Annotated in this window: 22 protein-coding genes, 1 tRNA gene and 1 riboswitch; of the genes, 8 read left to right on the forward strand and 15 right to left on the reverse strand. The window is 71.3% G+C overall.

The genetic code is table 11. The features are described 5' to 3' along the window. Window positions 1-59: 59 nt before the first annotated feature. The gene (locus ABD371_RS00350) at window positions 60-2114 is read right to left on the reverse strand and encodes a sigma-70 family RNA polymerase sigma factor (RefSeq protein ID WP_344471326.1); all 2055 of its coding nucleotides are present in this window, start codon (window positions 2112-2114) and stop codon (window positions 60-62) included. Next, the gene (locus ABD371_RS00355; RefSeq protein ID WP_344471328.1) at window positions 2111-2440 is read right to left on the reverse strand and encodes a YciI family protein; all 330 of its coding nucleotides are present in this window, start codon (window positions 2438-2440) and stop codon (window positions 2111-2113) included. Before ABD371_RS00355 ends, ABD371_RS00350 begins: the two co-directional genes overlap by 4 nt. A gap of 154 nt (window positions 2441-2594) precedes the next feature. Between ABD371_RS00355 and ABD371_RS00360 the strand changes: the two genes are divergently transcribed. After that, a complete protein-coding gene (locus ABD371_RS00360) occupies window positions 2595-3275 on the forward strand; it encodes a DUF998 domain-containing protein (RefSeq protein ID WP_344471331.1) in 681 nt (226 codons plus the stop codon). Between the two features lie 45 nt (window positions 3276-3320). On the opposite strand, the gene ABD371_RS00365 is transcribed toward ABD371_RS00360, so the two are convergent. Continuing rightward, the gene (locus ABD371_RS00365; protein ID WP_344471333.1) at window positions 3321-4160 is read right to left on the reverse strand and encodes a MurR/RpiR family transcriptional regulator; all 840 of its coding nucleotides are present in this window, start codon (window positions 4158-4160) and stop codon (window positions 3321-3323) included. A gap of 105 nt (window positions 4161-4265) precedes the next feature. On the opposite strand from ABD371_RS00365, the gene ABD371_RS00370 reads away from it, so the two are divergent. Continuing rightward, window positions 4266-4700, forward strand: coding sequence for a hypothetical protein (locus tag ABD371_RS00370; protein ID WP_344471335.1), 435 nt, complete (start codon window positions 4266-4268; stop codon window positions 4698-4700). Window positions 4701-5036: 336 nt separating this feature from the next. On the opposite strand, the gene ABD371_RS00375 is transcribed toward ABD371_RS00370, so the two are convergent. Continuing rightward, on the reverse strand, window positions 5037-6425 hold the full coding sequence (locus tag ABD371_RS00375) for a cystathionine beta-synthase (protein WP_344471337.1): 1389 nt from the start codon (window positions 6423-6425) through the stop codon (window positions 5037-5039). Window positions 6426-6567: 142 nt separating this feature from the next. Between ABD371_RS00375 and ABD371_RS00380 the strand changes: the two genes are divergently transcribed. The 3 genes from ABD371_RS00380 to ABD371_RS00390 all read left to right on the forward strand — a co-directional run bounded on the left by ABD371_RS00380 (window position 6568) and on the right by ABD371_RS00390 (window position 10210). Next, window positions 6568-7572, forward strand: a complete 1005-nt coding sequence (locus ABD371_RS00380) for an SGNH/GDSL hydrolase family protein (protein WP_344472139.1) — start codon at window positions 6568-6570, stop codon at window positions 7570-7572. A gap of 109 nt (window positions 7573-7681) precedes the next feature. After that, window positions 7682-8902 (forward strand): acetyl-CoA C-acetyltransferase, encoded by a 1221-nt coding sequence (locus ABD371_RS00385; RefSeq protein ID WP_344471339.1) that lies wholly within the window; start codon window positions 7682-7684, stop codon window positions 8900-8902. A gap of 453 nt (window positions 8903-9355) precedes the next feature. After that, window positions 9356-10210 (forward strand): hypothetical protein, encoded by an 855-nt coding sequence (locus ABD371_RS00390; protein WP_425575797.1) that lies wholly within the window; start codon window positions 9356-9358, stop codon window positions 10208-10210. A gap of 54 nt (window positions 10211-10264) precedes the next feature. Here the strand turns inward: ABD371_RS00390 and ABD371_RS00395 are convergent, their stop codons facing one another. Further along, window positions 10265-10591 carry a hypothetical protein gene (locus tag ABD371_RS00395; RefSeq protein WP_190122151.1) on the reverse strand — a complete coding sequence of 109 codons (327 nt, stop codon included), beginning with the start codon at window positions 10589-10591 and terminating at the stop codon, window positions 10265-10267. Between the two features lie 99 nt (window positions 10592-10690). Here ABD371_RS00395 and ABD371_RS00400 point away from each other — a divergent pair, with 99 nt between their 5' ends. Beyond that, the gene (locus ABD371_RS00400) at window positions 10691-10921 is read left to right on the forward strand and encodes a DUF4287 domain-containing protein (protein ID WP_190122152.1); all 231 of its coding nucleotides are present in this window, start codon (window positions 10691-10693) and stop codon (window positions 10919-10921) included. Between the two features lie 82 nt (window positions 10922-11003). Here the strand turns inward: ABD371_RS00400 and ABD371_RS00405 are convergent, their stop codons facing one another. Both ABD371_RS00405 and ABD371_RS00410 read right to left on the reverse strand, forming a co-directional pair. Then, window positions 11004-11885, reverse strand: coding sequence for a Bax inhibitor-1/YccA family protein (locus ABD371_RS00405; RefSeq protein ID WP_344471347.1), 882 nt, complete (start codon window positions 11883-11885; stop codon window positions 11004-11006). Between the two features lie 275 nt (window positions 11886-12160). Then, a tRNA-Leu gene (locus ABD371_RS00410) sits at window positions 12161-12243 on the reverse strand. 548 nt (window positions 12244-12791) lie between these two features. Between ABD371_RS00410 and ABD371_RS00415 the strand changes: the two genes are divergently transcribed. Further along, window positions 12792-13562, forward strand: a complete 771-nt coding sequence (locus tag ABD371_RS00415; RefSeq protein ID WP_344471349.1) for an ABC transporter ATP-binding protein — start codon at window positions 12792-12794, stop codon at window positions 13560-13562. 48 nt (window positions 13563-13610) lie between these two features. Next, entirely contained in the window at window positions 13611-16163 is a 2553-nt protein-coding gene (locus tag ABD371_RS00420; RefSeq protein WP_344471351.1) for an ABC transporter permease, read from the forward strand. 79 nt (window positions 16164-16242) lie between these two features. Here ABD371_RS00420 and ABD371_RS00425 read toward each other — a convergent pair whose 3' ends face one another. From ABD371_RS00425 to ABD371_RS00460, 8 genes are all read right to left on the reverse strand, one after another. Beyond that, window positions 16243-17520: a class I SAM-dependent methyltransferase gene (locus ABD371_RS00425; RefSeq protein ID WP_344471353.1), complete on the reverse strand. Its 1278-nt coding sequence runs from the start codon at window positions 17518-17520 to the stop codon at window positions 16243-16245. Between the two features lie 276 nt (window positions 17521-17796). Then, on the reverse strand, window positions 17797-19179 hold the full coding sequence (locus tag ABD371_RS00430; RefSeq protein WP_344471355.1) for an NAD(P)/FAD-dependent oxidoreductase: 1383 nt from the start codon (window positions 19177-19179) through the stop codon (window positions 17797-17799). Window positions 19180-19510: 331 nt separating this feature from the next. After that, window positions 19511-20428 carry a Ppx/GppA phosphatase family protein gene (locus ABD371_RS00435; RefSeq protein ID WP_344471357.1) on the reverse strand — a complete coding sequence of 306 codons (918 nt, stop codon included), beginning with the start codon at window positions 20426-20428 and terminating at the stop codon, window positions 19511-19513. A 26-nt stretch (window positions 20429-20454) separates the two neighbouring features. After that, entirely contained in the window at window positions 20455-20985 is a 531-nt protein-coding gene (locus tag ABD371_RS00440) for a DUF501 domain-containing protein (protein WP_190122271.1), read from the reverse strand. Between the two features lie 76 nt (window positions 20986-21061). Next, on the reverse strand, window positions 21062-21532 hold the full coding sequence (locus tag ABD371_RS00445; protein WP_344471360.1) for an FtsB family cell division protein: 471 nt from the start codon (window positions 21530-21532) through the stop codon (window positions 21062-21064). A 168-nt stretch (window positions 21533-21700) separates the two neighbouring features. Then, entirely contained in the window at window positions 21701-22981 is a 1281-nt protein-coding gene (gene eno / locus ABD371_RS00450) for a phosphopyruvate hydratase (RefSeq protein WP_190122273.1), read from the reverse strand. A gap of 258 nt (window positions 22982-23239) precedes the next feature. Then, window positions 23240-23989 (reverse strand): transglycosylase family protein, encoded by a 750-nt coding sequence (locus tag ABD371_RS00455; protein ID WP_344471362.1) that lies wholly within the window; start codon window positions 23987-23989, stop codon window positions 23240-23242. A 3-nt stretch (window positions 23990-23992) separates the two neighbouring features. Beyond that, window positions 23993-24166, reverse strand: a riboswitch (cyclic di-AMP (ydaO/yuaA leader). Window positions 24167-24423: 257 nt separating this feature from the next. After that, window positions 24424-25533, reverse strand: a complete 1110-nt coding sequence (locus tag ABD371_RS00460) for a transglycosylase family protein (RefSeq protein WP_425575798.1) — start codon at window positions 25531-25533, stop codon at window positions 24424-24426. Window positions 25534-25557 lie beyond the last annotated feature (24 nt).

Below are 25557 nucleotides of genomic sequence, written 5' to 3' on the forward strand. Positions count from 1 at the left end.
ACTCCACGACCGGACTCCATGACTGGACTCCCTACCGGTCTGTCCCGTCGCGGGCGAGGTTATCCGCGCTTTCTGAATGCCGTCTGAGTCCGGTGGGACCCGGTGCCGAGCCGGCGGAGGGTCCAGCCCTCTCCGGCCGGGTCGAGTGGGCCGGTGGTGTGCTTGAAGAGGTACTCGGCGCGCTCGTAGGAGAGGCGGCCTCGGCCGGTGTCCGGGCAGAGGTCGCGGCTGTCCGGGCGGCGGGCCGGGCCGGGGCGGCGGTCGGTGAGGAAGAGCGGGCCCCGGGTGCGGTCCGCGATCAGCCGCGGCAGCAGAAGGGCCGTGGCCGCGCGCCAGTTCACCCACCCGGATGCCGTACGGGCCCGGCGGTCGGTGAGGTCCAGATCCCCGATGTCGAGGGCGAGGACCGTGGTGATCGGGGCGCCCGATTCGTGGAGCAGCCGCCACAGGGTGTGCTCCCGCAGCGGGAGTCCGGGCCGGGACCAGAGGCTTTCGAGCAGCTCGGAGGGGATCGGGCGGGCCCGGGACGGGGTCTCGGCGCGGCGCTCCAGCCCCGCCGCGAGGTCGCCGAGCGAGGCCTGGGCGGCGAAGGAGCGGACGGCCGAGCGGTGGCGGTTCCAGGTGGTGGCCGCCGCGCCGCCCCAGGCCAGGGCGAAGACACCGGCGATGTCGTCGGCGGTGATGCCGGAGACGGGACGCCGGTCGCCGAGCGCGGTGCGCAGCCTGCGCAGCGTCTGGCCGTAGGAGCGGGCCGTGGCCGGGTCCATCGTGTCCTGGGCGAGGAAGGCGTCCGCCGCCTCGGCGAGGGTGGGGCCCTGTGGGGCGGCCGTCTCCAGGGCCGCCGCGCGGCCCAGCAGGAAGGCGCGTTCGGCGGTGTTGTGGGTGAGGGCTGCCGCGCGCTCGAACTCGGGACGGGCCTCGGCGTACCGGCCCAGCTTCATGAGCAGGTCGCCCCGGGCGGCGGGAAGCAGGTGGTAGTCGCGCAGCGCCGGGTCGGTGGTGAGGGTGTCCATGAGCGCGAGACCGGCCTCGGGGCCCTGGGCCATGGAGAGGGCGACGGCGCGGTTGAGGCGTACGACGGCGGTGGGAAGTTGCGCCTCCAGCGTCTCGTAGAGGGCGGCGATCTGCTGCCAGTCGGTGTCCTGGGCGGTGGCGGCGCGGGCGTGGGTGACGGCGATGGCGGCCTGGAGGAGGTACGGGCCCGGCGGGCGGCCCCGCTGGGTGTCGCGGGCGCGGAGCATCGCGGCGAAGCCCCGGCGGATCAGGAGCGGGTCCCAGCGGCCCCTGTTCTGTTCATGGAGCCGGACCGGTTCGCCCGAGGGGCCGGTGCGGGCCGCCGAGCGGGACTCCTGGATCTCCAGCAGGGCGACCAGGGCGTGGGCTTCGGGCTCCTCGGGGGCGAGTGCGGCGAGGAGGCGGCCCAGGCGCAGGGCCTCCAGGGTGAGGCCGGGGCGCAGCAGGTCGTCCCCGGAGGTGGCCGAGTACCCCTCGTTGAAGATCAGGTAGATGACTTCGAGGACGGAGGAGAGGCGTTCGGTCAGTTCCGCGCCGTCCTCGGGGAGTTCGAAGGGGACGCGGGCCTCGGCGAGGGTGCGTTTGGCCTCGGCGATGCGGCGGGTGATCGCGGTCTCGGGGAGGAGGAAGGCGCGGGCGATCTCACCGGCGGTCAGACCGCCGACGAGCCGGAGGGTGAGGGCCACCCGGGCCGCGGTGGGCAGCACCGGGTGGCAGGAGAGGAACATCAGCCGCAGGGCGTCGTCCTGCTCCGGTTCCAACCGGTCGGGTTCCGGCCGGTCCGGGGGGTGCCGGTGCTGTTCCTGGGCGATTTGGTGCTGTTTCTCGTCCAGGCGGCGGGCTCGGCGGATGTGGTCGACGGCGCGGCGTTTGGCGACGGCGGTCAGCCAGGCGCCCGGGTTCTCCGGGACGCCTGAGCCGGGCCACTGTTCGAGGGCGGTGACGAGTGCGTCCTGTGCCAGTTCTTCGGCGAGGCCGACGTCGTGGACCATCCGGGTGAGTGCGCCGATGATCGTGGCGGACTCCTGTTTCCAGACGGCGTCGACGGTGCGGTGCGGGTCGCTCCGGCGGGGCCCGTTGGACGTACTCGCACCGGTCACGGGCCGAAGACCTGCTGGATCACGCTCTCGCCGTCGCCGACGATCCGGCGGAAGCGGCGGGCCAGTTCGACGGCCTCCTCCTCCGAGCGGACCTCGACCAGGGCGAACCCGGCGACCGCTTCCTTGGCCTCGGTGAAGGGGCCGTCGGTGACGGTGATCTCGCCGCCGGAGGAGATCAGGCGCACTCCGAAGGGGGCGAGTCCGCCGGTGGCCAGCAGGACGCCGGAGGCGGTGAGCTCCTCCACGAACGCGCCCATCTCGGCGAAGAGCTTCTCGTCGGGGGCGGCGGCGTTGTCGGTGGCCTTGGTCGTCATCAGGTAGCGCATGGGGTTCTCCGTCTGCTCGGTGGGTGACTGCCTGCTCTGCCCACACGTCGAACAGCCTATGTGACAGGGAATGGCGGCGTTCCCTGTCACATCGCCCGTTCGATGTGAGGGCGAGAGCAGGCAAGCCCCCCGAGCCGAAGAGGAACCGATCGACATGACCACCGCCACCGCCACCGCCACACACGCCGCCGCCACCGCCCCGGCCGCTCGGGTCTCGACCCGCACGCTGCTGGGGCTCTCCGCCGCCGCCGGGCCCCTGTGGGCCGTGGTCTCCCTCACCCAGGCCGCGGCCCGGGAGGGGTTCGACATCACCCGCCATCCGCTGAGCGCCCTGAGCAACGGCTCGCTCGGCTGGCTTCAGATCGGAAACTTCCTGCTGGCCGGGGTGTTGACCGTCCTCGGGTCGATCGGGCTCCGCCGGGTGCTGCGGGGCACCCCCGGAGGGATCTGGGCACCGCGGCTGGTCCTGCTCAGCGGCATCGGCCTGATGGCGGCCGGGGCCTTCGTGATGGACCCGGCGGACGGTTTCCCGGCCGGTGCGCCGGAGGGGATGCCGACCGCGATGACCTGGCCGAGCTATGCGCACATGGCCGCCGGGACGCTCACCTTCACCTCGCTGATCGCCGCCAACTACGTCCTCGGCCGGCACTTCTCCCGGGCCGGGGAGCGGGGACGGGCGATCGCCTCACGGGTCGCCGGGACCGCGCTGCTCCTCGGCAACGGGTGGGCGATGAGCGGAGGGACGGCCGGGACGCTGACGCTGGCGATCGGCGCGATCACCGCGATGGTGTGGGTGTCGGCGGTGGCCGCGCGCCACCGGTCGCGGGAGGTCTGACCCGTACCGGCTCCGGCACGGAACACGGCGGCCCGGGACCTCTCGTCAGTCGGCGAAGAGGCCCCGGGCCGCCGCCGCCGCGTCGAACTCCTCCAGCCGGGCCTGGGCGTCCGGCAGTTCGTCGCACATGGCCTCCAGCAGCACCCGCCCCAGCAGCATCGGCGCGCACACGGTGTCGAAGGAGAGCCCGGTGCCGACGGCCGCCGGGATCAGCAGATCGCTCTCGCCCGCGACCGGGGCGAACGCCGAGTCCGCGACCGTCACGACGGTCAGCCCGGCGGTACGGGCGTACGCCAGCGCCTCCACGACCTCCTTGGGGTGCCGGGGCAGCGCGAAGCAGAGCAGCGCGCTCGCGCCCGCGCGCCGGGCGGCGTCGATGCGGTCGGCGAGCAGGGTGCCGCCCTCGTCCAGCAGCCGTACGTCCGGGTGGACCTTGGCCGCGAAGTAGGCGAAGCCCCGGGCCTGGGCGGCGGCGGCGCGCAGCCCGAGGACCGGCAGCGGGCGGGAGGCGGCGAGCAGCCGGCCGGCGCGTTCCACCGGGGCGGGGTCGGCGAGCAGCTCGGCGAGCCGGCGCAGATTCTCGATCTCGGCGCGCACCGCCTGCTGGTACTCGTTGGGGATGTGCTCGGCGGGCTCGGCGGCGGCGGGCGGCGCGAGCTCGCGGAGGTGGCGGCGCAGGGCGGGGTAGCCGTCGAAGCCGAGCGCGACGGCGAAGCGGGTGACGGAGGGCTGGCTGACCCCGGCGACCTCGGCGAGTTCGACGCTGGAGAGGAAGGGGACGTCGGCCGCCCGGCGCACCATGCTGTGGGCGATCCGGCGCTGGGTGGGGGTCAGCCGGTGCCCCTCGAACAACTGTTGCAGTCGTGCGGCAGGGCTGTCGCTCACGCCGTCCACCTCGTCCTTCTCCTCTCCCGGAGGGTGGGGCCAGCCGCCCCGGACCGGGGGGCTACCCCTACTGACGCCCGCGCCGGGCGGACGTAGCGTACCCGTATGGAAGCCCGTGACCAGGAGCTGAAGAAGGAATTGGACGCCACCCTGCATGCCCGGCGCGAACTGGGCGAAGAGTACGAGTCGGCTCTCGTGGAGTCCTTTCTGAGCAAGGTGGAGCAGCGGATCGACGGCGTGGTGGACCGGCGGACCCGCCGTCAGCTCGCCGAGAACCGGACGGCGGTGGCCCGGGGGACGCGCTCGCCCCGGCAGCCCGCCGGCTCCGACTCCGGCTTCGGCGAACGTTTCGGCTTCGGCGTGGTCTCGCTGATCCTGGCCGTGCCGCTCTCGGCGATCGGCGTGGTGAACGCCGGGCTGCCGGGGCTGATCGTCACCTGGGCGGGGATCGTCGGGGTGAACGTGGCGCACTCCTCGGGAGGGCTGTCCCGGCTGTTCCGCAAGGAGGAGCGGAGGGACTCCGACTCCTGGATGGACTGAGCCGCCCGGCCGGAGGCGGGTGACGCGGGGACCGCCGCACCCCCGGCCGATGGCCGAAGGGCGGGACGGCGGCGGTCCCCGCGTGGGACGCGCTCCCGGGTCAGGACCGGTCGCCACGTCCGAGACGCCCAGGGGACCGGGAGCCGCTCCGGAGATCCAGGACGCCGTTCAGGGCGTCGGGCGAGGGCCCCCGCCAGGGCCCCCAACCGACACCCATCACTCTGCCGACCTCGTGTTAAGCCCGTGCTGCGCCCGCATGACATGCGCGTACCGATCGCGCGAAGCGCGTCCGGCACGGGAACGGGAACGGGGCCAGGGCCGGTGCCGGTGCCGGTGCTACTTGCCGCTGTTCGCGAGGAACGCCAGCAGGTCCTGGCGGCTCACCACGCCCTTGGGCTTGCCCTCCACCAGCACGATCGCCGCGTCGGCGGTGCCGAGGACGTTCATCAGATCGCCGACCGGCTCGCCGGAGCCGACCTGCGGCAGCGGGGCGCACATGTGCTTCTCCAGCGGGTCGCCGAGCGAGGCGCGCTGGGTGTAGAGGGCGTCCAGCAGCTCCCGCTCGACGACCGAGCCGATGACCTCGGCGGCCATCACATCGGGGTGTCCCGCGCCGGGCTTGACGATCGGCATCTGGGAGACGCCGTACTCGCGCAGCACCGCGATCGCGTCGCCGACGGTCTCCTCCGGGTGCATGTGCACCAGGCTGGGGATCGCGCCGCCCTCCTTGTGGCTCAGGACGTCGGCGACGGAGGCGGACGGGCCGGAGTCGGAGAGGAAGCCGTAGTCCGCCATCCACTCGTCGTTGAAGATCTTGCTGAGGTATCCGCGCCCGCTGTCCGGGAGCAGGACGACGACCACGTCGTCGGGCCCGAGCGGCTCGGCCACCCGCAGCGCGGCGACCACGGCCATCCCGCAGGAGCCGCCGACGAGCAGGCCCTCCTCCTTGGCGAGCCGGCGGGTCATCTGGAAGGAGTCCTTGTCGGAGACGGCCACGATCTCATCCGTCACCGTCCGGTCGTACGCCGTCGGCCAGAAGTCCTCGCCGACGCCCTCGACCAGATACGGCCGGCCGGAGCCCCCGCTGTAGACGGAGCCCTCGGGGTCCGCGCCGATCACCTTCACCGCGCCGTCGCTGACCTCCTTGAGGTAGCGCCCGGTCCCGGAGATGGTGCCGCCGGTGCCCACGCCCGCGACGAAATGGGTGATCTTTCCCTCGGTCTGGTCCCACAGTTCGGGACCGGTGGTCTCGTAGTGCGAGCGGGGGTTGTTCGGGTTGGAGTACTGGTCCGGCTTCCAGGCCCCGGGGATCTCACGGACCAGCCGGTCGGAGACGTTGTAGTACGAGTCGGGGTGCTCGGGGTCGACCGCCGTGGGGCAGACGACGACCTCGGCCCCGTAGGCCCGCAGCACATTGATCTTGTCGGTGGAGACCTTGTCGGGGCAGACGAAGACGCACTTGTACCCCTTCTGCTGGGCCACGATCGCCAGGCCCACGCCCGTATTGCCGCTGGTCGGCTCCACGATCGTGCCGCCGGGCAGGAGCGCTCCGCTCTCCTCGGCCGCCTCGATCATGCGCAGGGCGATGCGGTCCTTGACCGAGCCGCCGGGGTTGAAGTACTCGACCTTGGCCAGGACGGTGGCCTGGATGCCGGCGGTCACGCTGTTGAGTTTCAGCAGCGGGGTGTTGCCGACCAGACTGATCATCGAGTCATGAATGCGCACAATGTCTCCGGGGTCTCCGTAGTGAATGCGGTCAGAGTATGCGGAGCCGGGCGGGATTGGGCGACGGTCGTAGCGGGGCAGTTAGCTGGGAGACCGGCTTGGTCGGCGAGGAGAGGAGGTCCGGACGGTGTCGAGGGCGAGAGTGGCGCGTCGCATCGCCGCCGGCGCGGCCTACGGCGGCGGAAGTATCGGCCTGCTCGGGGCGGCGACCGTGGGGGTCGTGATCGCGGAGGTCCAGCTGGCGAAGCGCTCGGTGGGCGGCGGTGTGGCACCCCTGCCGCCGCGCGCGGACGGACTGTACGGACTGGCGTTCGGACGGAGTGATCCGCTGCTGCTGGGGATGCTCGGCGACTCCACGGCGGCCGGCCAGGGGGTGCGGCGGGCCGGTCAGACGCCCGGGGCGCTGCTGGCTTCGGGGCTGGCGGCGGTGGCGGAGCGGCCGGTGGAGATGAGCAATGTGGCGCTGCCGGGGGCGCAGTCCGACGATCTGGCGCGACAGGTGACGCTGCTGCTCTCGGACGTCTCCCGGCGGCCGGACATCTGCGTGATCATGGTCGGTGCCAACGATGTCACCCATCGGATGCCGCCCACGCGATCGGTGCGCCATCTGGCCGCGGCGGTGCGCAGGCTGCGTACGGCGGGGGCCGAGGTGGTGGTGGGCACCTGCCCCGATCTGGGCACGATCGAGCCGGTCTACCAGCCGCTGCGGTGGCTCGCCCGGCGGGTGTCTCGGCAGCTGGCGGCGGCGCAGACGATCGTGGCGGTGGAGCAGGGCGGCCGGACGGTCTCCCTGGGGGATCTGCTGGGGCCCGAGTTCGCGGCGAACCCGAGGGAGATGTTCGGGGCGGACAACTACCACCCCTCCGCCGAGGGGTACGCCACGGCGGCGATGGCGCTGCTGCCGACGGTGTGCGCGGCGCTGGGCGTGTGGCCGGAGTCGGACCGGCCGGAGGCGGCGCGGGACGAGGGGATGCTGCCGGTGGCGCAGGCCGCCGTGACGGCCGCGCGGGAGGCGGGCACCGAGGTGACGGGGGCGCGCGCGCCCTGGGCGCTGCTGAAGCACCGCCGCCGCCGGCGGCTGCCCGACTCCGCCGACGCCCCACCGGCCTCTCCCACCCCTCCAACCACCGAGATTACCCCAAAGTGAGCGCTCGCTTAGAATTGAGGCCTGTGTCACACCGCGCGGCTGGTGACCCCGTCCCTACCTACCGGTAGCTTCCCATCGAGTCCTCCGTCCTCACCCTCCTGGAGCCGTGATGCCCGAAGCCGTCATCGTTTCCGCCGCCCGCTCCCCCATCGGCCGGGCCTTCAAGGGCTCCCTCAAGGAGCTGCGCGCCGACGATCTGACCGCGTTCATCGTGCGGACCGCCCTCGACAAGCTCCCCGGACTCGACCCCCGGGACATCGACGACCTCATGCTCGGCTGCGGGCTCCCGGGCGGGGAGCAGGGCTTCAACCTGGGGCGGATCGTCGCCGTACAGCTGGGGATGGACCATCTCCCCGGCTGCACGATCACCCGTTACTGTTCCTCCTCGCTCCAGACCTCCCGGATGGCCATGCACGCCATCAAGGCCGGCGAGGGCGATGTCTTCATCTCGGCCGGGGTGGAGATGGTCTCCCGGTTCGCCAAGGGCTCCTCCGACAGTTCGCCCGACACCCAGAACCCGCTCTTCGCCGAGGCCCAGGCCCGTACCGCGAAGGTCGCCGAGGGCGGGGCGGACTCCTGGCGCGACCCGCGCGAGGAGGGGCTGCTGCCGGACGCCTACATCGCCATGGGGCAGACGGCGGAGAACCTCGCCCGGCTGAAGGGTGTGAGCCGCCGCGAGATGGACGAGTTCGGCGTACGGTCGCAGAACCTCGCCGAGCAGGCCGTCGCCAACGGCTTCTGGGAGCGGGAGATCACCCCGGTCACCACGCCCGACGGCACCGTCGTCACGGCGGACGACGGGCCGCGCGCTGGTGTCACCCTGGAGGGCGTGGAGGGGCTGAAGCCCGTCTTCCGGCCGGACGGCCTGGTGACGGCGGGGAACTGCTGCCCCCTCAACGACGGCGCGGCCGCCCTGGTGATCATGAGCGACACCAAGGCCCGTGAGCTGGGCCTGACCCCGCTCGCCCGGATCGTCTCCACCGGGGTCTCCGCCCTCTCCCCCGAGATCATGGGCTACGGACCGGTCGAGGCCTCCCGCCAGGCCCTCTCCCGCGCCGGGCTGACCATCGGCGACATCGACCTGGTCGAGATCAACGAGGCCTTCGCCGCCCAGGTCATCCCCTCCTACCGGGATCTCGGCGTCGACCTCGACAAGCTCAACGTCAACGGCGGCGCGATCGCGGTCGGCCACCCGTACGGCATGACCGGCGCACGGATCACCGGCACCCTGATCAACAGCCTCCAGTTCCACGACAAGCAGTTCGGCCTGGAGACCATGTGCGTAGGGGGCGGCCAGGGGATGGCGATGGTGATCGAGCGGCTGAGCTGAGACGCGGCTGGGGTTGGGGGTGGCCCGAGGAACGAGGGGCGCACCCGGCCGCAGCGGTGTCGAAACTCAGCGCGACCACCAGCACGAGCGGCTGAGCTGAGACGCGGCTGGGGTTGGGGGTGGCCCGAGGAACGAGGGGCGCACCCGGCCGCAGCGGTGTCGAAACTCAGCGCGACCACCAGCACGAGCGGCTGAGCTGAGACGCGGCCGAGCTGGGCTTCCAGTCGCCCGGAGACCCGAAAACCCAACTCGTGACCGAAACTCCCCCAGGATGTGATCTCTCTCCTGGGGGAGTGCCGTTTCCCCAGGTCAAACCCCTGCTCCGGTAAACAGCAGGCCAAAAGTCCTGTCCCTTTCATGACGTAATGCACTGCCGGGAGAAGTCGGCTCCCCACAAGCTGATGTAGGAAGTCGGAGGTGTCGAATGAAACCGGGAGTACGTCAGTGAGCGCCATGTCTCTTGCCCTGCTGCTGACCACCGCCGCGGCCACGGTGGTGGGAGCCGCCGCCCTGCACGCCGCGTACGGACTCCGCAAGCAGGTCACGGCCCTGCGCACCGAGCTGTCCGCCGCGACCGCCGCCGGGGTCCGCCCCGCCGTCGCCGCCGTGCCGCAGGCCCGTCCCACTCCCGCCGGGGAGATACGCGCGGCCGTCGCCGAGGCCCTCGCCGAGGAGCGGGAGCGCGAGCTGGCGGAGGCGCGCGCCTTCTGGGCCGCGCAGGAGACCCGGGACGCCGCCGACGCCGCCGCCCGGCCGGGCGGGGAGGTCCCGCTGCCGCTGCTGGGCGGCGGCGCGGGCGCTCCCAGTGACGAGCTGCCGTTCTATGTGCCGAGGCAGAGCGACTTCCTGGGGCTGGAGGCGATGGACCTGGACGCGATCGAGGCGCTGGACGAGCCGGCCGACCTCCCGGAGACGACCGGGTTCGCGGAGGACTCCGCCGAGCTGGCCGCCGCCCGCCGCCGGCACCCCTCGCACCCGGACTTCGTCCCCGTGCGGACCTCGGTCGTCACCGACCACGAGCGCACGGTCAGCCGGCTGGAGGAGCTGGCCCTCGCCCACACCGAGCTGACCGATGTGCGGCCGGGCCCGCTGGGCACGCTCGACGTCTATGTCTTCGCGGACGGGACCACGCTCTGCCTGACCCCGGGCCACCGGGAGACCGCCGAGCGGCTCGCCGAGTCGCTGCGCTCCGGTGACGCCCCGGTGCTGCTGGGCGGCTCCAGTGTCTCCGGCGCGTACGCCCTGACCTTCGTCTGCGGCGACGAGGCCGTCTACATCCTCGCGGACCGGGTCATCGCCTCGTTCTGACGCCGCTCCGGGCGCGCTCCGGCGGCCCGCCCGCGCGCTCCGGTGCGCCACCGGCTACAGCCCCGCGCGCTCCGCCGCCGTGCGTACGAGAAGCGCTGCCTCGTCCACCTCCGTCTGCCGGGGGGCCGGGGCCGTTCTCAGCGCTTCGGCCAGATCCGCCGCCGCCACGGTCAGCTGGTCGGCGACGGCGAACACCCCCGCGTCGGGCATGGTCCTGGGCGGCCGGTCCGGGGTCTCGACCCGCTGGGCGCGCAGCGCCAATTCCCTGGCCAGCGCCAGGGCCTCGGCCGCCGCGCCCCGCTGGAGGCGGCTCTGCGGGGCGGCGCGCAGCCGGTCGGCGAAGCGTTCCACTGCCGCGGTGAGATCGGTCGTATCAAGCACACCGCGACCCTATGCGCACCCCGGGGAGTGTTGCCAACGGACGAACGCTCGGGCACGGTGGCGTGAAGGAGCACACGCGCGAAGCGTCCGGAGGCGCCGATGTCCCCAGTCTTCTCCGAAGAGACCCACCGAAATCTGCTCTCCCGAATCCCCCAGTGCACCGGTCGTGAGATCTCCGACTGGCTCCGCGCCGTCGAGGACGGCCCGTCCCTTCTCCGTCTGGAGGAGAAGATCAGCTGGCTCCGGAGCGAGTACAGCCTGTCGTACGGCCACGCCAAGGCGATCGTCCACGAGTACGACCTGCGGCGGGCCGCGCGCAAACTGCTGTAGGCCCGCGCCCCGGGACCCGGGAACGCCGAAGGGCCCGCAGGCGGTGCGCCTGCGGGCCCTTCGTCACTTCAGCCGGTCACCGCTAGTCGTTGCCGGTGATCAGAGACACCAGTCGCAGCATCTCCAGGTAGATCCAGACGAGGGTCATGGTGAGGCCGAAGGCGGCCATCCAGGACTCCTCGCGCGGAGCGCCGTAGGTCAGCCCGTCCTCGACCTGCTTGAAGTCGAGGGCGAGGAAGCAGGCGCCCAGGATGACGCCGATGACGCCGAAGAGGATGCCGAGACCGCCGCTGCGGAAGCCGAGGCCGTCGCCGCCGCCGATCACGGCGAAGAGCAGGTTGACCGCCATCAGCAGCACGAAGCCGAGGCCGGCCGCCATCACGAAGCCGTAGAAGCGGCGGTTGACGCGGATCCAGCGCATCTTGTACGCGATGAGCACACCGGCGAAGACCGCCATGGTGCCCAGGACCGCCTGCGGAACCGCGCCCGCGCTGACGTAGGTGGTGACCGCGCTGGAGATGACCCCGAGGAAGATGCCCTCGAAGGCCGCGTACGCCAGGATCAGCGCCGGAACCGGCTTGCTCTTGAACGCCTGGACCAGCGAAAGGACGATGGCGATCAGCGCGGCGCCGATCGCGATGCCGTACGACTTGCCGATGTTCGCGCTGTCGACGGGCAGCAGGACCCACGAGAGCACAGCGGTGAGGACGACGGTGCCGAGCGTGATCGCGGTACGCGACACGACATCGTCGATCGTCATCACATTGGCGCGCGCGGGGGCCTCGGGGCCCGTGCCGAGCTGGGCCTCGGGCGCGTAAGGGTTGGTCGCGTACGGGTTCGCGGCACCCTGGGCGTAGGGGTTTCCTGCGACGGGTCCCCCGGCCTGCGGCTGCGCGTTGAAGCCCGCGGAACCGTTGTCGCGGCTGAACCCCCGTCGCGAGAAGACCGGGTTGCTGCTCCTCATCTCACTCCTCCATGGCCACCTTGCGCGGCCTTGCGTCAAGAGTAATGCGGGAGCAAAGCAAGCACCCTAGTGCCTGGGGAGGATCTTTCCGGATTGTGACCTGGGATCACGGTTTCGGGTGAAGCCCGTGTGAGGGACCCGACGCCCCGCACCACCCTCCCGGGCGACGGGAAGGCCGGGGGTCCGCCCCGGAGAGGCCGCCGGCCCGGCCCCGGCGAGGAGAGCGCCGTGGTCACCGGTTCGTTCCCGCGGGTGACGCTGCGTATCGATGGTCGTGCCCGGAGCCGGACTCGAACCGGCACGGCCATGAAGGCCAGCGAGGTTTAAGCTCGCCGTGTCTGCATTCCACCATCCGGGCCAGGTGCGTGGCTCCGCGTAAGCACATGACCCTATCCGGGTGATCGCCAGGCCAGTCGGCCGCTGGCCCGATGTTGTCTTATTTTATTGCCGCCTGAAGTGACGTCAGCCCAGGTGACAGAACACCCGGAGGGGGCTGTCCCAGCAGGTGGGCGGTCACGCCGTCAGCCGTGATTGACGGAAATTCGTCGCACCGCGAGTGCGCCGGCCGGTGTGGCGGGGCCGGGCGGGCTGGTCGTCCGCCCTCTATCGCGGTCGCGACCGGGTGCTACCCGGCGCACACCGGGAGCTATCGAAGGCGCACAGAACCCTCACGTGATCTTCGCTGGCTGATCACAGTCTGTTGCCGGTATCCCGTGATCCGGGCCACCGGGCGCGGTGGGCGACTCAGGGGTGCCGTCATACCAAAGGAGGACGGTCGGGCCCGCCGATGCGACCAGAGAGGGCCCCGGGAACGGGCACGCGGGCTGACGATCGGGAGCCGGGGCGCGGCCAGGATGGAGTCAGTCCCCGCACCTCACCCCACCGTGAAAACAGGAGTGCCCCCTCGTGACCACCACGCCCCTCGCACACCGAGCCACCACCGCGGCAGCGCGCGCCACGGATCTGTCCAAGGTGTACGGACAGGGCGAGACCCAGGTGGTCGCCCTGGACCGGGTCAGCGTCGACTTCCGGCAGTCGGAGTTCACCGCGATCATGGGGCCGTCCGGCTCCGGCAAGTCCACGCTGATGCACTGCGTCGCCGGACTGGACACCTTCAGCTCCGGCTCGGTCCGCATCGGCGAGACCGAACTCGGCACGCTGAAGGACAAGCAGCTCACCCAGTTGCGCCGGGACAAGATCGGCTTCATCTTCCAGGCGTTCAATCTGCTCCCCACGCTCACCGCGCTGGAGAACATCACGCTCCCGATGGACATCGCGGGCCGCAAGCCGGACCAGCAGTGGCTCCAGACCGTCATCGACATGGTCGGTCTGCGCGACCGGCTCAGCCACCGCCCCACCCAGCTCTCCGGCGGCCAGCAGCAGCGGGTGGCCGTGGCGCGCGCCCTGGCCTCCCGGCCGGAGATCATCTTCGGTGACGAGCCCACCGGAAACCTGGACTCGCGCTCCGGCGCGGAGGTGCTCGGCTTCCTCCGCAACTCCGTGCGCGAGCTGGGCCAGACCGTGGTCATGGTGACCCACGACCCCGTCGCCGCCTCCTACGCCGACCGGGTGATCTTCCTCGCCGACGGCCGGATCGTGAACGAGATGCTGCACCCCACCGCCGACGGCGTCCTCGACCAGATGAAGGCCTTCGACGCCAAGGGCCGGACCAGCTGATCCCCACCGCCCAGCAGACTTCCGGCTCTCACCCCAGGACTCACTGACATGTTCCGTACCGCCCTGCGCAATGTGCTCGCGCACAAAGCCAGGCTGCTGATGACCGTCCTCGCCGTCGTGCTCGGCGTCGCCTTCGTCTCCGGCACCCTGGTCTTCACCGACACCCTCGGCAACGCCTTCCGCAAACAGACGGCCAAGAGCTTCGACGGCACCGCCGTGGTCATCTCCAGCCCCACCAGCAACAGCGGTGGCGGGATGAGCCAGGACGGCCTCGCCGACGCCACCCTGAAGAAGATCCAGGGCGCGGAGGGCGTCGCCGGAGCCGTCGGACGGGTCTCCGGGTTCGCCGGGGTCGCCGACCAGAAGGGCAAGCTGATCGGCAGCAGCTGGTCCAACACCGGGGCGAACTTCGCCCCCGGCAAGGACGGCGAGGACACCTCGTACGACTTCACCAGGGGCGAGGGCCCGGTGAAGGCCGACCAGATAGCCCTGGACCGGAAGACCGCCGAGAAGGGCGAGTACGAGGTCGGCGACACGGTACGGGTCTCCACCAGCGGACCGGTGCGGGAGTTCACCCTCTCCGGCGTCTTCACCACCGAGGACGGACAGGTCAACGCGGGCGGCAGCCTGGTCCTGTTCGACACCGCCGTGGCGCAGAAGCTCTATCTGAAGCCCGGCCACTTCAGCGAGATCAATGTCGCCGCCGCCCAAGGCGTCTCCGACCAGAAGGTGCTGACCGAGGTCAAGGAGCTGCTGCCCAAGGGCGCCAAGGCCAAGACCGGTGAGGCGATCGCCGATCAGCAGGCCGAGGACATCGAGTCCGGCCTCAAGAATCTGAACACCATGCTGCTGGTGTTCGCGGGCATCGCGCTCTTCGTCGGTATCTTCCTGATCGCCAACACCTTCACCATGCTGGTCGCCCAGCGCACCAAGGAACTGGCGCTGATGCGCGCCATCGGCGCCTCCCGCCGGCAGGTCAAAAGCTCGGTGATCATGGAAGCGACGGTGGTCGGCACGATCGCCTCCGCCCTCGGCTTCCTGCTGGGCCTCGGGCTCGCGGTCGGGCTGCGCTCCGCGCTGAGCAGCTTCGGCGCGGAGCTGCCCGCCGGTGCGCTGATCGTCGCCCCCGGCTCGGTGCTGGCCGCCTTCGTGGTCGGTGTGCTGATCACCGTCCTCGCCGCCTGGCTGCCCGCCCGCCGGGCCGCCCGGATCGCCCCCATGGCCGCGATGGGCAGCGCCCACGCGGTCGCCACCGCCAAGTCCCTGCTGGTGCGGAACACCATCGGCGGCGTCATCACGCTGGCCGGCGCCATCGGGATCGTCTCGGGCGCGGCCACCGGCGGCGGCCAGGGCCGGATGCTGATCGGCGGCGGGGCCTTCCTCGCCCTGATCGGTGTGATCGTGCTGATCCCGCTGCTCTCCCGCCCGGTGATCGCCCTGGTGCGCCCCTCGCTGAGCCGGCTGTTCGGAGTCTCCGGCAAGCTCGCCGCGCAGAACGCGGTCCGTAACCCCCGCCGTACCGGAGCGACTGCCTCCGCGCTGGCGATCGGACTCACCCTGGTCACCGGTCTGACGGTCATCGGCGTCACCCTGAGCCACGCCATCGACAAGGCGACCACGGACAACGTCCGCGCCGACTACATGGTCACGATGGCCAGCGGCAACACCATGGACGCCTCGGTGCTCGCCGCGCTGGAGAAGGCCGAGGGCGTCAAGGCCGTCTCCGGCCAGCAGGCCTTCTTCCTGAAGATCGACGGCGAGGAGCGGATCGTCTCCGCCGTCGACGCCGCCGACGCCCCCGAGGTCTTCCGGCTCGACACGGTCTCCGGCTCGCTCGCCACCCTCGGCGAGGGCCGGATCGCCGTCGCCGAGAAGACCGCGAAGGAGAACGGCTGGAAGACCGGCGACACCCTGCCGGTCACCTTCCACCAGGACGGCGACGACCGTAAGGCCGAGAAGAAGAAGCTGACGATCGGCGCGGTCTACGAGGAGAACGAGTTCATCTCCCCGTTCGTCCTCTCCGCCTCCGTCGTCGCCCCGTACGACTCGACCCCGGACATCCAGGAAGTCTGGCTGACCATGGACGGCGGCGAGAGCGCCGCCAATGAGCAGGCCCTGGTGAAGGCGCTGGGCAATGACCCCGGCATGAACATCATGGACAAGCAGGAGCTGCGCAACTCCTTCGGCGGCATGATCAACCAGATGCTGAACATCATGTACGGCCTGCTGGGCATGGCGCTGATCATCGCGGTGCTCGGAGTCGTCAACACCCTGGCGATGTCGGTCTTCGAGCGTCAGCAGGAGATCGGCATGCTGCGGGCGATCGGCCTGGACCGGGCCAGGGTCAAGCGCATGATCCGCCTGGAGGCGGTGGTGATCTCGGTCTTCGGCGCGCTGATCGGCATCGGGCTCGGCACCTTCCTCGGCTGGGCCATCGGCGAGACCCTGAAGAGCTCCATCCCGGACTACGCCCTGGTCATCCCCTGGGCCCGGATCGGACTCTTCCTGCTGCTCGCCGCGGCGGTCGGAGTGCTGGCCGCCATGTGGCCGGCCCGCAGCGCCGCCCGGCTGAACATGCTGACGGCCATCAAGACGGAGTAGCCGCGGCACCGCGTCGCCCGGGCCCCGCCGGAGAGAGCCGACCGCTCTCCCCGGCGGGGCCTTTCGGTGTGCCGGTGGATCAGTTCCAGGTACGGGCGCGCAGCGGCAGCCCGGCGGCCCCGGTCTCCGGGGTCTTGACGGCCAGGATCTGGTTGACGCCGATCCGGTTGTGTTCGAAGGCGAGCGCGCTGGCGGCCATGTACAGCCGCCAGACGCGGGCCCGCCCGAAGGAGGTGAGACGTACGGACTGCTCCCAGCCCGCCTCCAGATTGGCGACCCAGCGGCGCAGGGTCAGGGCGTAGTGCTCGCGGATCGACTCGACGTCCCGGGCCTCGAAGCCCGCCTCCTCCAGCAGGGAGACGGTGCGGCCGAGGGGGGAGAGCTCTCCGTCGGGGAAGACATAGCGGTCGATGAAGGGGTCCACCCGGTAGGCGTCCTCGTCCTTCTCGGGGCGGCGGGCGATCTGGTGGTTGAGCAGCCGGCCGCCGGGCTTCAGCAGCGCGTGGAGCTGGTGGGCGTACTCCAGATAGCGGACGGCTCCGACGTGTTCCGCCATCCCGATGGAGGAGATGGCGTCATAAGGGCCGTCCTTGACGTCCCGGTAGTCCTGAACACGGATCTCGATCCGGTCGGTGAGCCCGGCCTCGGCGATGCGCTTGCGGGCGTACGCGGCCTGCTCGCGGGAGATGGTGACTCCGGTGACGCTGACGCCGTACTCACGGGCGGCGTGCATCGCCATCGAGCCCCAGCCGCAGCCGACGTCGAGCAGGCGTTCGCCCTCGGTGAGGCCGAGCTTGCGACAGACGAGATCGAGCTTGGCGGCCTGGGCCTCCTCCAGCGAGGTGGTCTCGTCCCAGTAGGCGCAGGAGTAGACCATGGACGGGCCGAGGACCAGCTCGTAGAAGGGGTTGCCCACGTCGTAGTGGTGGCTGATGGACTGCCGGTCGCGCCATTTGGTGTGCAGACCGCCGGTACGGCGCCGGGCCTCCTCCACGGGCGGCCGGGGCGGGGGCAGCGCGCCGCCCAGTCCGATCAGCGTGCGGGCCGCGGTGAGAAGCCGGGGGTCCCGGAGCGGAATAGCACCGTCCGCCCGTTCCCAGATGATGCCGGCGAGCCGGTCCAGGGCGGTGTAGAGGTCCCCTTCCACATCGATGTCCCCGGCGACCCAGCCCCGGGCGAGTCCCAGCTCACCCGGCTGCCACAACAGCCTCCGCAGCGCCCGCCGGCGCCGGAGGATCAGCACCGGCCCGTCCGCCGGTCCCGCCTCGGAGCCGTCCCAGGCGCGCAGACGGACCGGGAAAGGGGTGTTGAGCAGTTCTTCGGCTAAGGTCGCCAGCCGCAGTGCGGCGTCGGCCATGACGCACACCTCCGTGATGATGATTCGCTGCCTCGGGGTCCTGTGCTCCGGTGCCCCGCTCACCGGGGACAACAAGCCGACCACTGTGCGTGCTTCCCGTCTGGACGCGATCTCGCACAGAATTCTGAGCGAGCCCCTCGCACGGCGGTGGCATCCGCGACCGGCCGGGGGGAACGGGCGACGGTTTCAGGACAGGCCCCGGCCCTCGTCGGACATGCCGAAGGGCCGCCCGCACCACGGATGGCGGACGGCCCTTCGAACAGGGTGTCTTGCAGGTCAGGAAGTTTTGGCCTTCTCCGGAGCGGGAGTGGAGACCGGGGCCGGGGCGGGCTTGGCCGCCTCGTAGAACTCCTCGCGCGGCGACTCGATCGCGCCGAGCGAGACGACCTCGCGCTTGAGGAACATCTGAAGAGTCCAGTCGGCGAAGACGCGGATCTTCCGGTTCCAGGTCGGCATCGCCATGCCGTGGTAGCCACGGTGCATGTACCAGGCCAGCCGACCGCGGAGCTTGATCTTCATCTTGCCCATGACGATCATCGCGACGCCCTTGTGGACACCGAGACCGGCGACCGCGCCCTTGTTGGCGTGGCTGTAGTCCTTCTGCGGGAAGCCGCGCATCCCGGAGATGACGTTGTCGCCGAGGAGCTTGGCCTGGCGCAGCGCGTGCTGGGCGTTCGGCGGGCACCAGGCGTTCTCGACACCGGCCTTGCGGGCGGCGAGGTCCGGGACCTGGGCGTTGTCGCCGGCGGCCCAGACGTAGTCGGTGCCCTGGACCTGAAGGGTGGTGGCGGTGTCCACATGGCCGCGGGGGCCGAGCGGGAGACCGTAGCGGGCGAGCGCCGGGTTGGGCTTCACACCGGCGGTCCACACGATGGTGCTGGAGTCGACCTCAAGGCCGTTCTTCAGCACGACATGGCCGTCCACGCAGGAGTCCATCGAGGTCGAGAGGTAGATCTCGACGCCGCGGCTCTCCAGGTGCTCCTTGCCGTACGCGCCGAGCTTCGGCCCGACCTCGGGAAGGATCTTGTCGGCCGCGTCGACCAGGATGAAGCGCATGTCCTCGCGCTTCACATTGTTGTAGTACTTGGCCGCGTCCCGGGCCAGGTCCTCGACCTCGCCGATGGTCTCCGCACCGGCGAAGCCGCCGCCCACGAAGACGAAGGTGAGCGCCTTGCGGCGGACGTCCTCATCGGTGGTGGAGTCGGCCTTGTCCAGCTGCTCCAGCACATGGTTGCGCAGGCCGATGGCCTCTTCGATGCCCTTCATGCCGATGCCCTGCTCGGCGAGGCCGGGGATCGGGAAGGTCCGGGAGATCGCGCCGAGGGCGACCACCAGATAGTCGAAGGGCAGCTCGTACGCGTCGCCGACCAGGGGGGCGACGGTGGCCACCTTGCGGTCCTGGTCGATGGTGGTGACCCTGCCGGTGAGCACCTCGGCCTTGGGCAGCACGCGTCGCAGCGGTACGACGACGTGCCGCGGCGAGATGCTGCCGGCGGCGGCTTCGGGGAGGAACGGCTGGTACGTCATGTACGAGCGCGGGTCGACGACCGTGACGGTCGCTTCGCCGTACCGCATCTTCTTCAGAATGCGGCGCGCCGCGTACAGGCCTACGTACCCACCGCCTACGACGAGGATCCTGGGACGCTCCGTGGTGCTCATGCCATCGAGTATCCACCCCCCTGACAGGGGGTGCTCGTGAGCCCCTTCACAAGAAGTTGGGTACCCCCTGCTACACTACGCGGCCCGCGTGACCGGGATCATGCTTCCGCGAAGGAACCAAAACCCCCGCCACGGGCCGCCGAACCCCCTGTGAGCTGGCCTTTAACCCTTCCTTACAAATGGACCACCGGCCGGGTTCACACCGCCGAAATGTCCCTCGGGCCACTCGGCCCGTCCCGGAGGGGGCCGAATGGCCCACGCGAGGGGGGCTTTCGGCCTCCCACAGCGCCCATCAGGGCTCTTTTCCTTGTGAAGAAGTTCACGAACTTCTTCACCGAGCGATGGACCAGGCGATCCCGTCGAGGATGTCGTGCTCGCTGACGACCACCTCGGACGCACCGGTCCGGTCCATGATCGCGAGGAGGACGAGAGCGCCGGAGACGATGACGTCGACGCGGCCCGGGTGCATGACCGGGATCGCGGCGCGCTCGGCGTGGGTGGCGGTGGTGAGCGCGTGGGTGATCTCGGCGATCCGGGCGCGAGGGATCCGGGCCCGGTGGATCGCGGCCGAGTCGTAGGCGTCGAGACCGAGGGCGATGCCCGCGAGGGTGGTGACCGATCCGGCGAGCCCGACGAGGGTCCGGTCCCCGGTGAGGGGGACGGTCCCGGCGGCGAGATCGAGGGCGGCCCCGATGTCGGCGCGGACGGCGTCCAGCTCGGCGGCGGCGGGCGGGTCGCTGCGGATGTGGCGCTCGGTGAGCCGTACGCAGCCGATGTCCACGGAGCGGGCCGCCTCGACGTGCTCACGGCCGAGCACGAACTCGGTGGAGCCGCCGCCGATGTCCACGACCAGGCGCTCCTCGTCCCCCGCCAGCTCCTTGGTGGCCCCGGTGAAGGAGAACTCGGCCTCCTGGTCACCGGTGATCACCTCGGGCTCGACACCGAGGATGTCCAGGACGCCCCCGACGAACTCCGCGCGGTTCTCGGCGTCCCGGGAGGCGGAGGTGGCGACGAAGCGGAGCCGGTCCGCGCCGTGCTCCTCGATGACCGCCGCGTACTCACGGCAGGCCGCGAAGGTCCGCTCCAGGGCCTCGGGGGCCAGCCGGCCGGTGCGGTCGACGCCCTGGCCGAGCCGGACGATGGTCATCCGGCGGTCGAGCTCGGTCAGGCTCCCCGTCGCGGGGTCGACGTCGGCGACGAGCAGCCGGATGGAGTTGGTACCGCAGTCGATGGCGGCGACCCTGGTCATGCGCGCTCCTTGGGAGGGGTGGCGGATCAGGCTTCGGCGGGCGCGCACGGCGAGACGCACGGCCCCTTGCGCCACCACTCGGGCAGCATCGCGATCGCCTCGTCGCCCAGCGGGTTGACCCCGGGGCCGGCCGCCAGCGAGTGGCCGACCAGGACATGGAGGCACTTCACCCGGTCCGGCATGCCGCCGGCGCTGGGGAAGCCCTGGAGCACGTCGATCTCGTCGCGGCGCGCGATGTAGTCCTCGTGCGCGGCGCGGTAGGCGGCCGCCAGCTCGGGGTCGGTCGCCAGGCGCTCGGTCATCTCCTTCATGACCCCGTTCGCCTCCAGCGTGCCGATCGCCGACGCGGCCCGGGGGCAGGTCAGGTAGTACAGCGTGGGGAAGGGGGTGCCGTCGGGCAGCCGGGGCGCGGTCTCGACGACGTCCGGCAGACCGCAGGGGCAGCGGTGCGCGATGGAGCGCAGCCCGCGCGGCGGGCGGCCGAGCTGTTCCTTGAACGCCGCGATGTCCGCGTCGGTGGGAACGGTGGATTCGGTGTGGGGAGGAGGGGTTTCCATGCCTGCCTTGGCTCTAACAGTCTCTGTGGTTCTGCCCGGCGGTCCGCCGGAGGTGCTGGGGCCGGGTGCCGCGTCGTCAGCGGCGGTCCGCGTCGTCGACGCCGTCCCATACGTTGGAGTACCAGGGGCGGTCGGCCGAACCGTCCTCGGTGCGCCGCTGTTCCGCGACCTCCGGATCGATCATCGTGTATCCGGTCTCGCCGGGGAGCACGTAGTGCAGATGCTCCCGGGCCAGCCGACGGACGTAGAGGTCGTCCTGGAGTCTGGCCTTCTCGTCCCGGAGGCGTTCGACCTGCTCTCTCGCCTCCGCCATCCGGTCGCGCTGCTCGGCCATGTCGCCGCGCTGGGAGACGTACTGCCGCATGGGGTACGCGAGGGCGACCACCAGCGAGCAGACGACGAGGGCGAGGAAGGCCGCGCGTCCGGTGAGCCGGGAGCGGCGGGCCTGCCGCCGGGTCTGGGAGCGGTAGACACGGGCGGCGGTCTGCTCGCCGAGCAGCCGCAGCCTGGTCGCGGTGGAGAACCGGTCTCGGCTCTTCCCGGCCATGTCTTCCGCCTCCCCTGCTCCGCCGCTCCGTCGCTCCGGATGCGGAGCCTCACGTACATACGTCCCCGGACACGGTACGGGACCGCGGCCGGGGACGTGCGTACGACGGGGCGCGGATCGGCTCCCGGAGCGGATCGGCTCGGGTGCGGACCGGGCCCCTGGTGCGGATCAGCCCTTGAAGCGGGGGAACGCGCTCCGGCCGGCGTAGACCGCGGCGTCGTCGAGGATCTCCTCAATGCGCAGCAGCTGGTTGTACTTGGCGACGCGCTCGGAGCGGGCCGGGGCGCCGGTCTTGATCTGGCCGCAGTTGGTGGCGACGGCCAGGTCGGCGATGGTGACGTCCTCGGTCTCGCCGGAGCGGTGGGACATCATGCACTTGAAGCCGTTGCGCTGGGCCAGCTCGACGGCGTCCAGGGTCTCGGTCAGTGAACCGATCTGGTTGACCTTGACGAGGAGGGCGTTGGCCGCGTTCTCCTCGATGCCGCGGCCGAGGCGCTCCGGGTTGGTGACGAAGAGGTCGTCGCCGACGATCTGGACCTTCGCGCCCAGCTTCTCGGTGAGGGCCTTCCAGCCGTCCCAGTCGTCCTCGAACAGCGGGTCCTCGATGGAGACCAGCGGGTAGGCGTCGACCAGCTCCGCGTAGTACTCGGTCATCTCGGCGGCGGTGCGGGACTTGCCCTCGAAGGAGTAGACGCCGTCCTTGTAGAACTCGGAGGCGGCGACGTCGAGCGCGAGCGCGATGTCCTGGCCGGGGGTGTAACCGGCCTCCTTGATCGCCTCGAGGATGAGGTCGAGCGCGGCCCGGTTGGAGTCGAGGTTCGGCGCGAAGCCGCCCTCGTCGCCGAGGCCGGTGGAGAGGCCCTTCTGCTTCAGGACCTTCTTGAGGGTGTGGTAGACCTCCGCGCCCCAGCGCAGCGCCTCGGAGAAGGACTCCGCGCCGATCGGGGCGATCATGAACTCCTGGATGTCCACGTTGGAGTCGGCGTGCGAGCCGCCGTTCAGGATGTTCATCATCGGAACGGGCAGCAGGTGCGCGTTCGGGCCGCCGAGGTAGCGGAAGAGCGGCAGGTCGGAGGCCTCGGAGGCGGCGTGCGCCACGGCGAGGGAGACGCCGAGGATGGCGTTGGCGCCGAGCGAGCCCTTGTTGTCGGTGGCGTCCAGGTCGAACATGGCCTGGTCGATCAGGCGCTGCTCGGTGGCGTCGTAGCCGACCAGCTCGGGGCCGATCTGCTCGATGACGGCGAGGACGGCCTTCTCGACGCCCTTGCCGAGGTAGCGGTTCTGGTCGCCGTCACGAAGCTCGATGGCTTCGAAGGCTCCGGTGGAAGCACCGGAGGGAACGGCAGCACGGCCGGTGCTGCCGTCGTCGAGGCCAACCTCGACCTCGACCGTGGGGTTGCCTCGGGAGTCCAGGATTTCCCGGGCTACGACGACGTCGATGGACGGCACGAGCATCTCCTTATGGGATGTGACGCATGGAATGCAGGGTCTCATTGGCCTTGCGACAAGAGCCTAACCGTCCAGCGGGTCACACCCGGCGGATGCCCGCCCCCCGAGACGGAAGAACCCGCTTTTACCGACTGGTAACGAGACCCTCGACGAATAGCACCCCGGCCCGGCGCGTTCGGGGGAAGCGCGCCGGACCGGGGTGGTCCACTGCCCGGAGAGCGCCTTTTCCCAAAGACGCTCCACAAAGGGAGGGGCGGATCAGCTCAGGTCGAGCAGCTGGCCCGGGTAGATGACATCGGCGTCCTGGACGATGTCCTTGTTCAGCTGGAACAGCTCGCCCCAGCCGCCGTCGACCTTCTCGGCCGCGGCGATGGTGCTGAGGGTGTCGCCGGCCTTGACCTCGTACTCGCCGTCGCCCTTCTGGAAGCCCTGGACCTTGGCGGCGGGCTTCGACTGGGGCTGCGCGGCCTGCGGGGCCGGGGCGGGGGCCTGGGCGCGCTCGGAGCGGGTGGTCGGGACCTCGGCGCGCTGCTGCTGGGGCTGGGCCTGCTGCTGCGGCGCCTGCTGCTGGGGCTGGGCCTGCTGCTTGGGGGCCTGCTTGACCGGGGCCGGGGCCGGGGTGGTGCCGGTGTACGGGGTGTTGGAGAGGCCGACGCCACAGCTCGGCCACGCGCCCTTGCCCTGGCCGGCGAGGACCTTCTCGGCGGTCTGGATCTGCTGGGCCTTGGTCGCCTTGTCGGCGGTGGGGGCGTAGGCGGTGCCGCCGTACGCGGCCCAGGTGGAGGCCGAGAACTGGAGGCCGCCGTAGTAACCGTTGCCGGTGTTGATGGACCAGTTGCCGCCGGACTCGCACTGGGCGACCTTGTCCCACTCGGCGGCGGTGGCCGCGGACGCGGTGCTCGCGCCGATCAGCGGGGCGGCGACGGCCGCGCCGGTGACACCGGCGAACGTGACGACGCGGACAGCCTTGGACGGGCGACGGTGCTTGCCCTTGCCGGAAAACAGCATGGAACTTCTCCTCACCGACGCCTGCGAGGTGAGCTGTCGGGTTCGGGCCAAGTGAGTTGCCCGGCCGCGCGTCCTAGCGCGCGGCTTCACCCCAAGCCGGTTCCCGCCGTCGTCTCCAACGGCCGGTGCCCGGCGCCTACCTGGGTCCCCCGCTCCTGCCTTCGGCGCACTCAAGCGTCGATTCCCTTCGACCGACGGCAGGATTCGGCGTGACGGTCGACGGGGCCCGCGGTGGCGAGCGGTTCGAACCGTAGACGCAGCTCTCCCTGTTGTTCAAAGGAGCACAACGGGGAGAAATCGCCCATCCCATCACTCCGGTACCTGGCGTTTCCGCAGGTCGGGGATGGAATGAGCGATTCCACTTAGCGTTTCGCATCCAATGCGACAAAGAGATGCTTGTCTCATTCGAGCAAACTAGGACAGAAGCGCCCTAACTACCCCTGCTGTGCGGCGAGGTCGAGGCTCTGGCCGGGGTGGATGAGGTCGGGGTCGCCGCCCACCGTCTCCTTGTTCTCCTCGTAGAGGGCGTTCCAGCCGCCGTCGAGCTTCTGTGCCTGCGCGATGGCCCAGAGGCTGTCGCCGGGCCGGACGGTGTACGCGCCGTCCTTCCCCTCTCCGGCCTTCCCGCCCGCCTTCTCCTCCGCCTTCTCTCCCGTGCCGGGCGTCCGGGTGACGCCGTCGCGGGCCGGGGAGTCGCCGCGGGAGACATGGCCGGGGTCGGCCTCGCGCTCGGCGACCGGGTCGCCGGAGGCGTCCGTCCCCTCCGAGGCCGGCTCGCCCTGACCGGCCCGTGCGCCCTGCTCGCCCTGATCGCCCTGCTCGCCTTGTTCGTCGGCGCGGGGCGGGCCGCCCGCGGCCGAACCGGCGTCCCCGCCGGCCCGCTCGCCGGAGTCGGCGGTCCGCTGCGGGGCGGCCGGCTCCTTCGCGGGCTCGCCGCGGTGCTTGCCGGGGCCCTTCTCCTTGTCCTGGCCCTTGGCCGCGTCCTTGACGGCCTCGGCGGCGTCCTTGGCCTTCTCCCGGTCCGCGCCGGGGCCGGTGCCGCCTGCGCGGTCCGCGCCGCTGCCCACGCCCTGGGTCTCGGCGGGGGCCGGAGCGGCGGACTCCGTGGCGGAGCGCTCGGCCTTCTTCGGCTCGGCCGGGGCTGCGGACGGCTCCGAGCCGCCGCCGGCCTTGGTGGTGAGCCCGGCCATCTCGGCGCAGGAGGCCCACGCCTTCGCGCCCTGCGCGGCGAGGACCTTCTCCGCCACGGCTATCTGCTGCGAGCGGCTGGCGAGGTCGGCGCGGGAGGCGTAGTCCGTACCGCCGAACGCCTCCCAGGTGGCCTGCGAGAACTGGAGTCCGCCGTAGTAGCCGTTGCCGGTGTCGGCGCTCCACGCGCCGCCGCTCTCGCACTCCGCGACCCGGTCCCATGTCGTGGACTCGGCCGCGGTGGCCGATCCCGCGCCGAGCAGCGGGATCGCGATGGCGGAGCCCGTCACCCCTGCCGCGACAACGAGGGCCGGGACCTGACGGGGTCGGCGATGTCGCCCATTACCGGAGAGCATGCGGTTGCCTTTCGCCTGACTGCT

The organism is Streptomyces amakusaensis (genome assembly GCF_039532665.1).
Classification (GTDB): domain Bacteria; phylum Actinomycetota; class Actinomycetes; order Streptomycetales; family Streptomycetaceae; genus Streptomyces; species Streptomyces amakusaensis.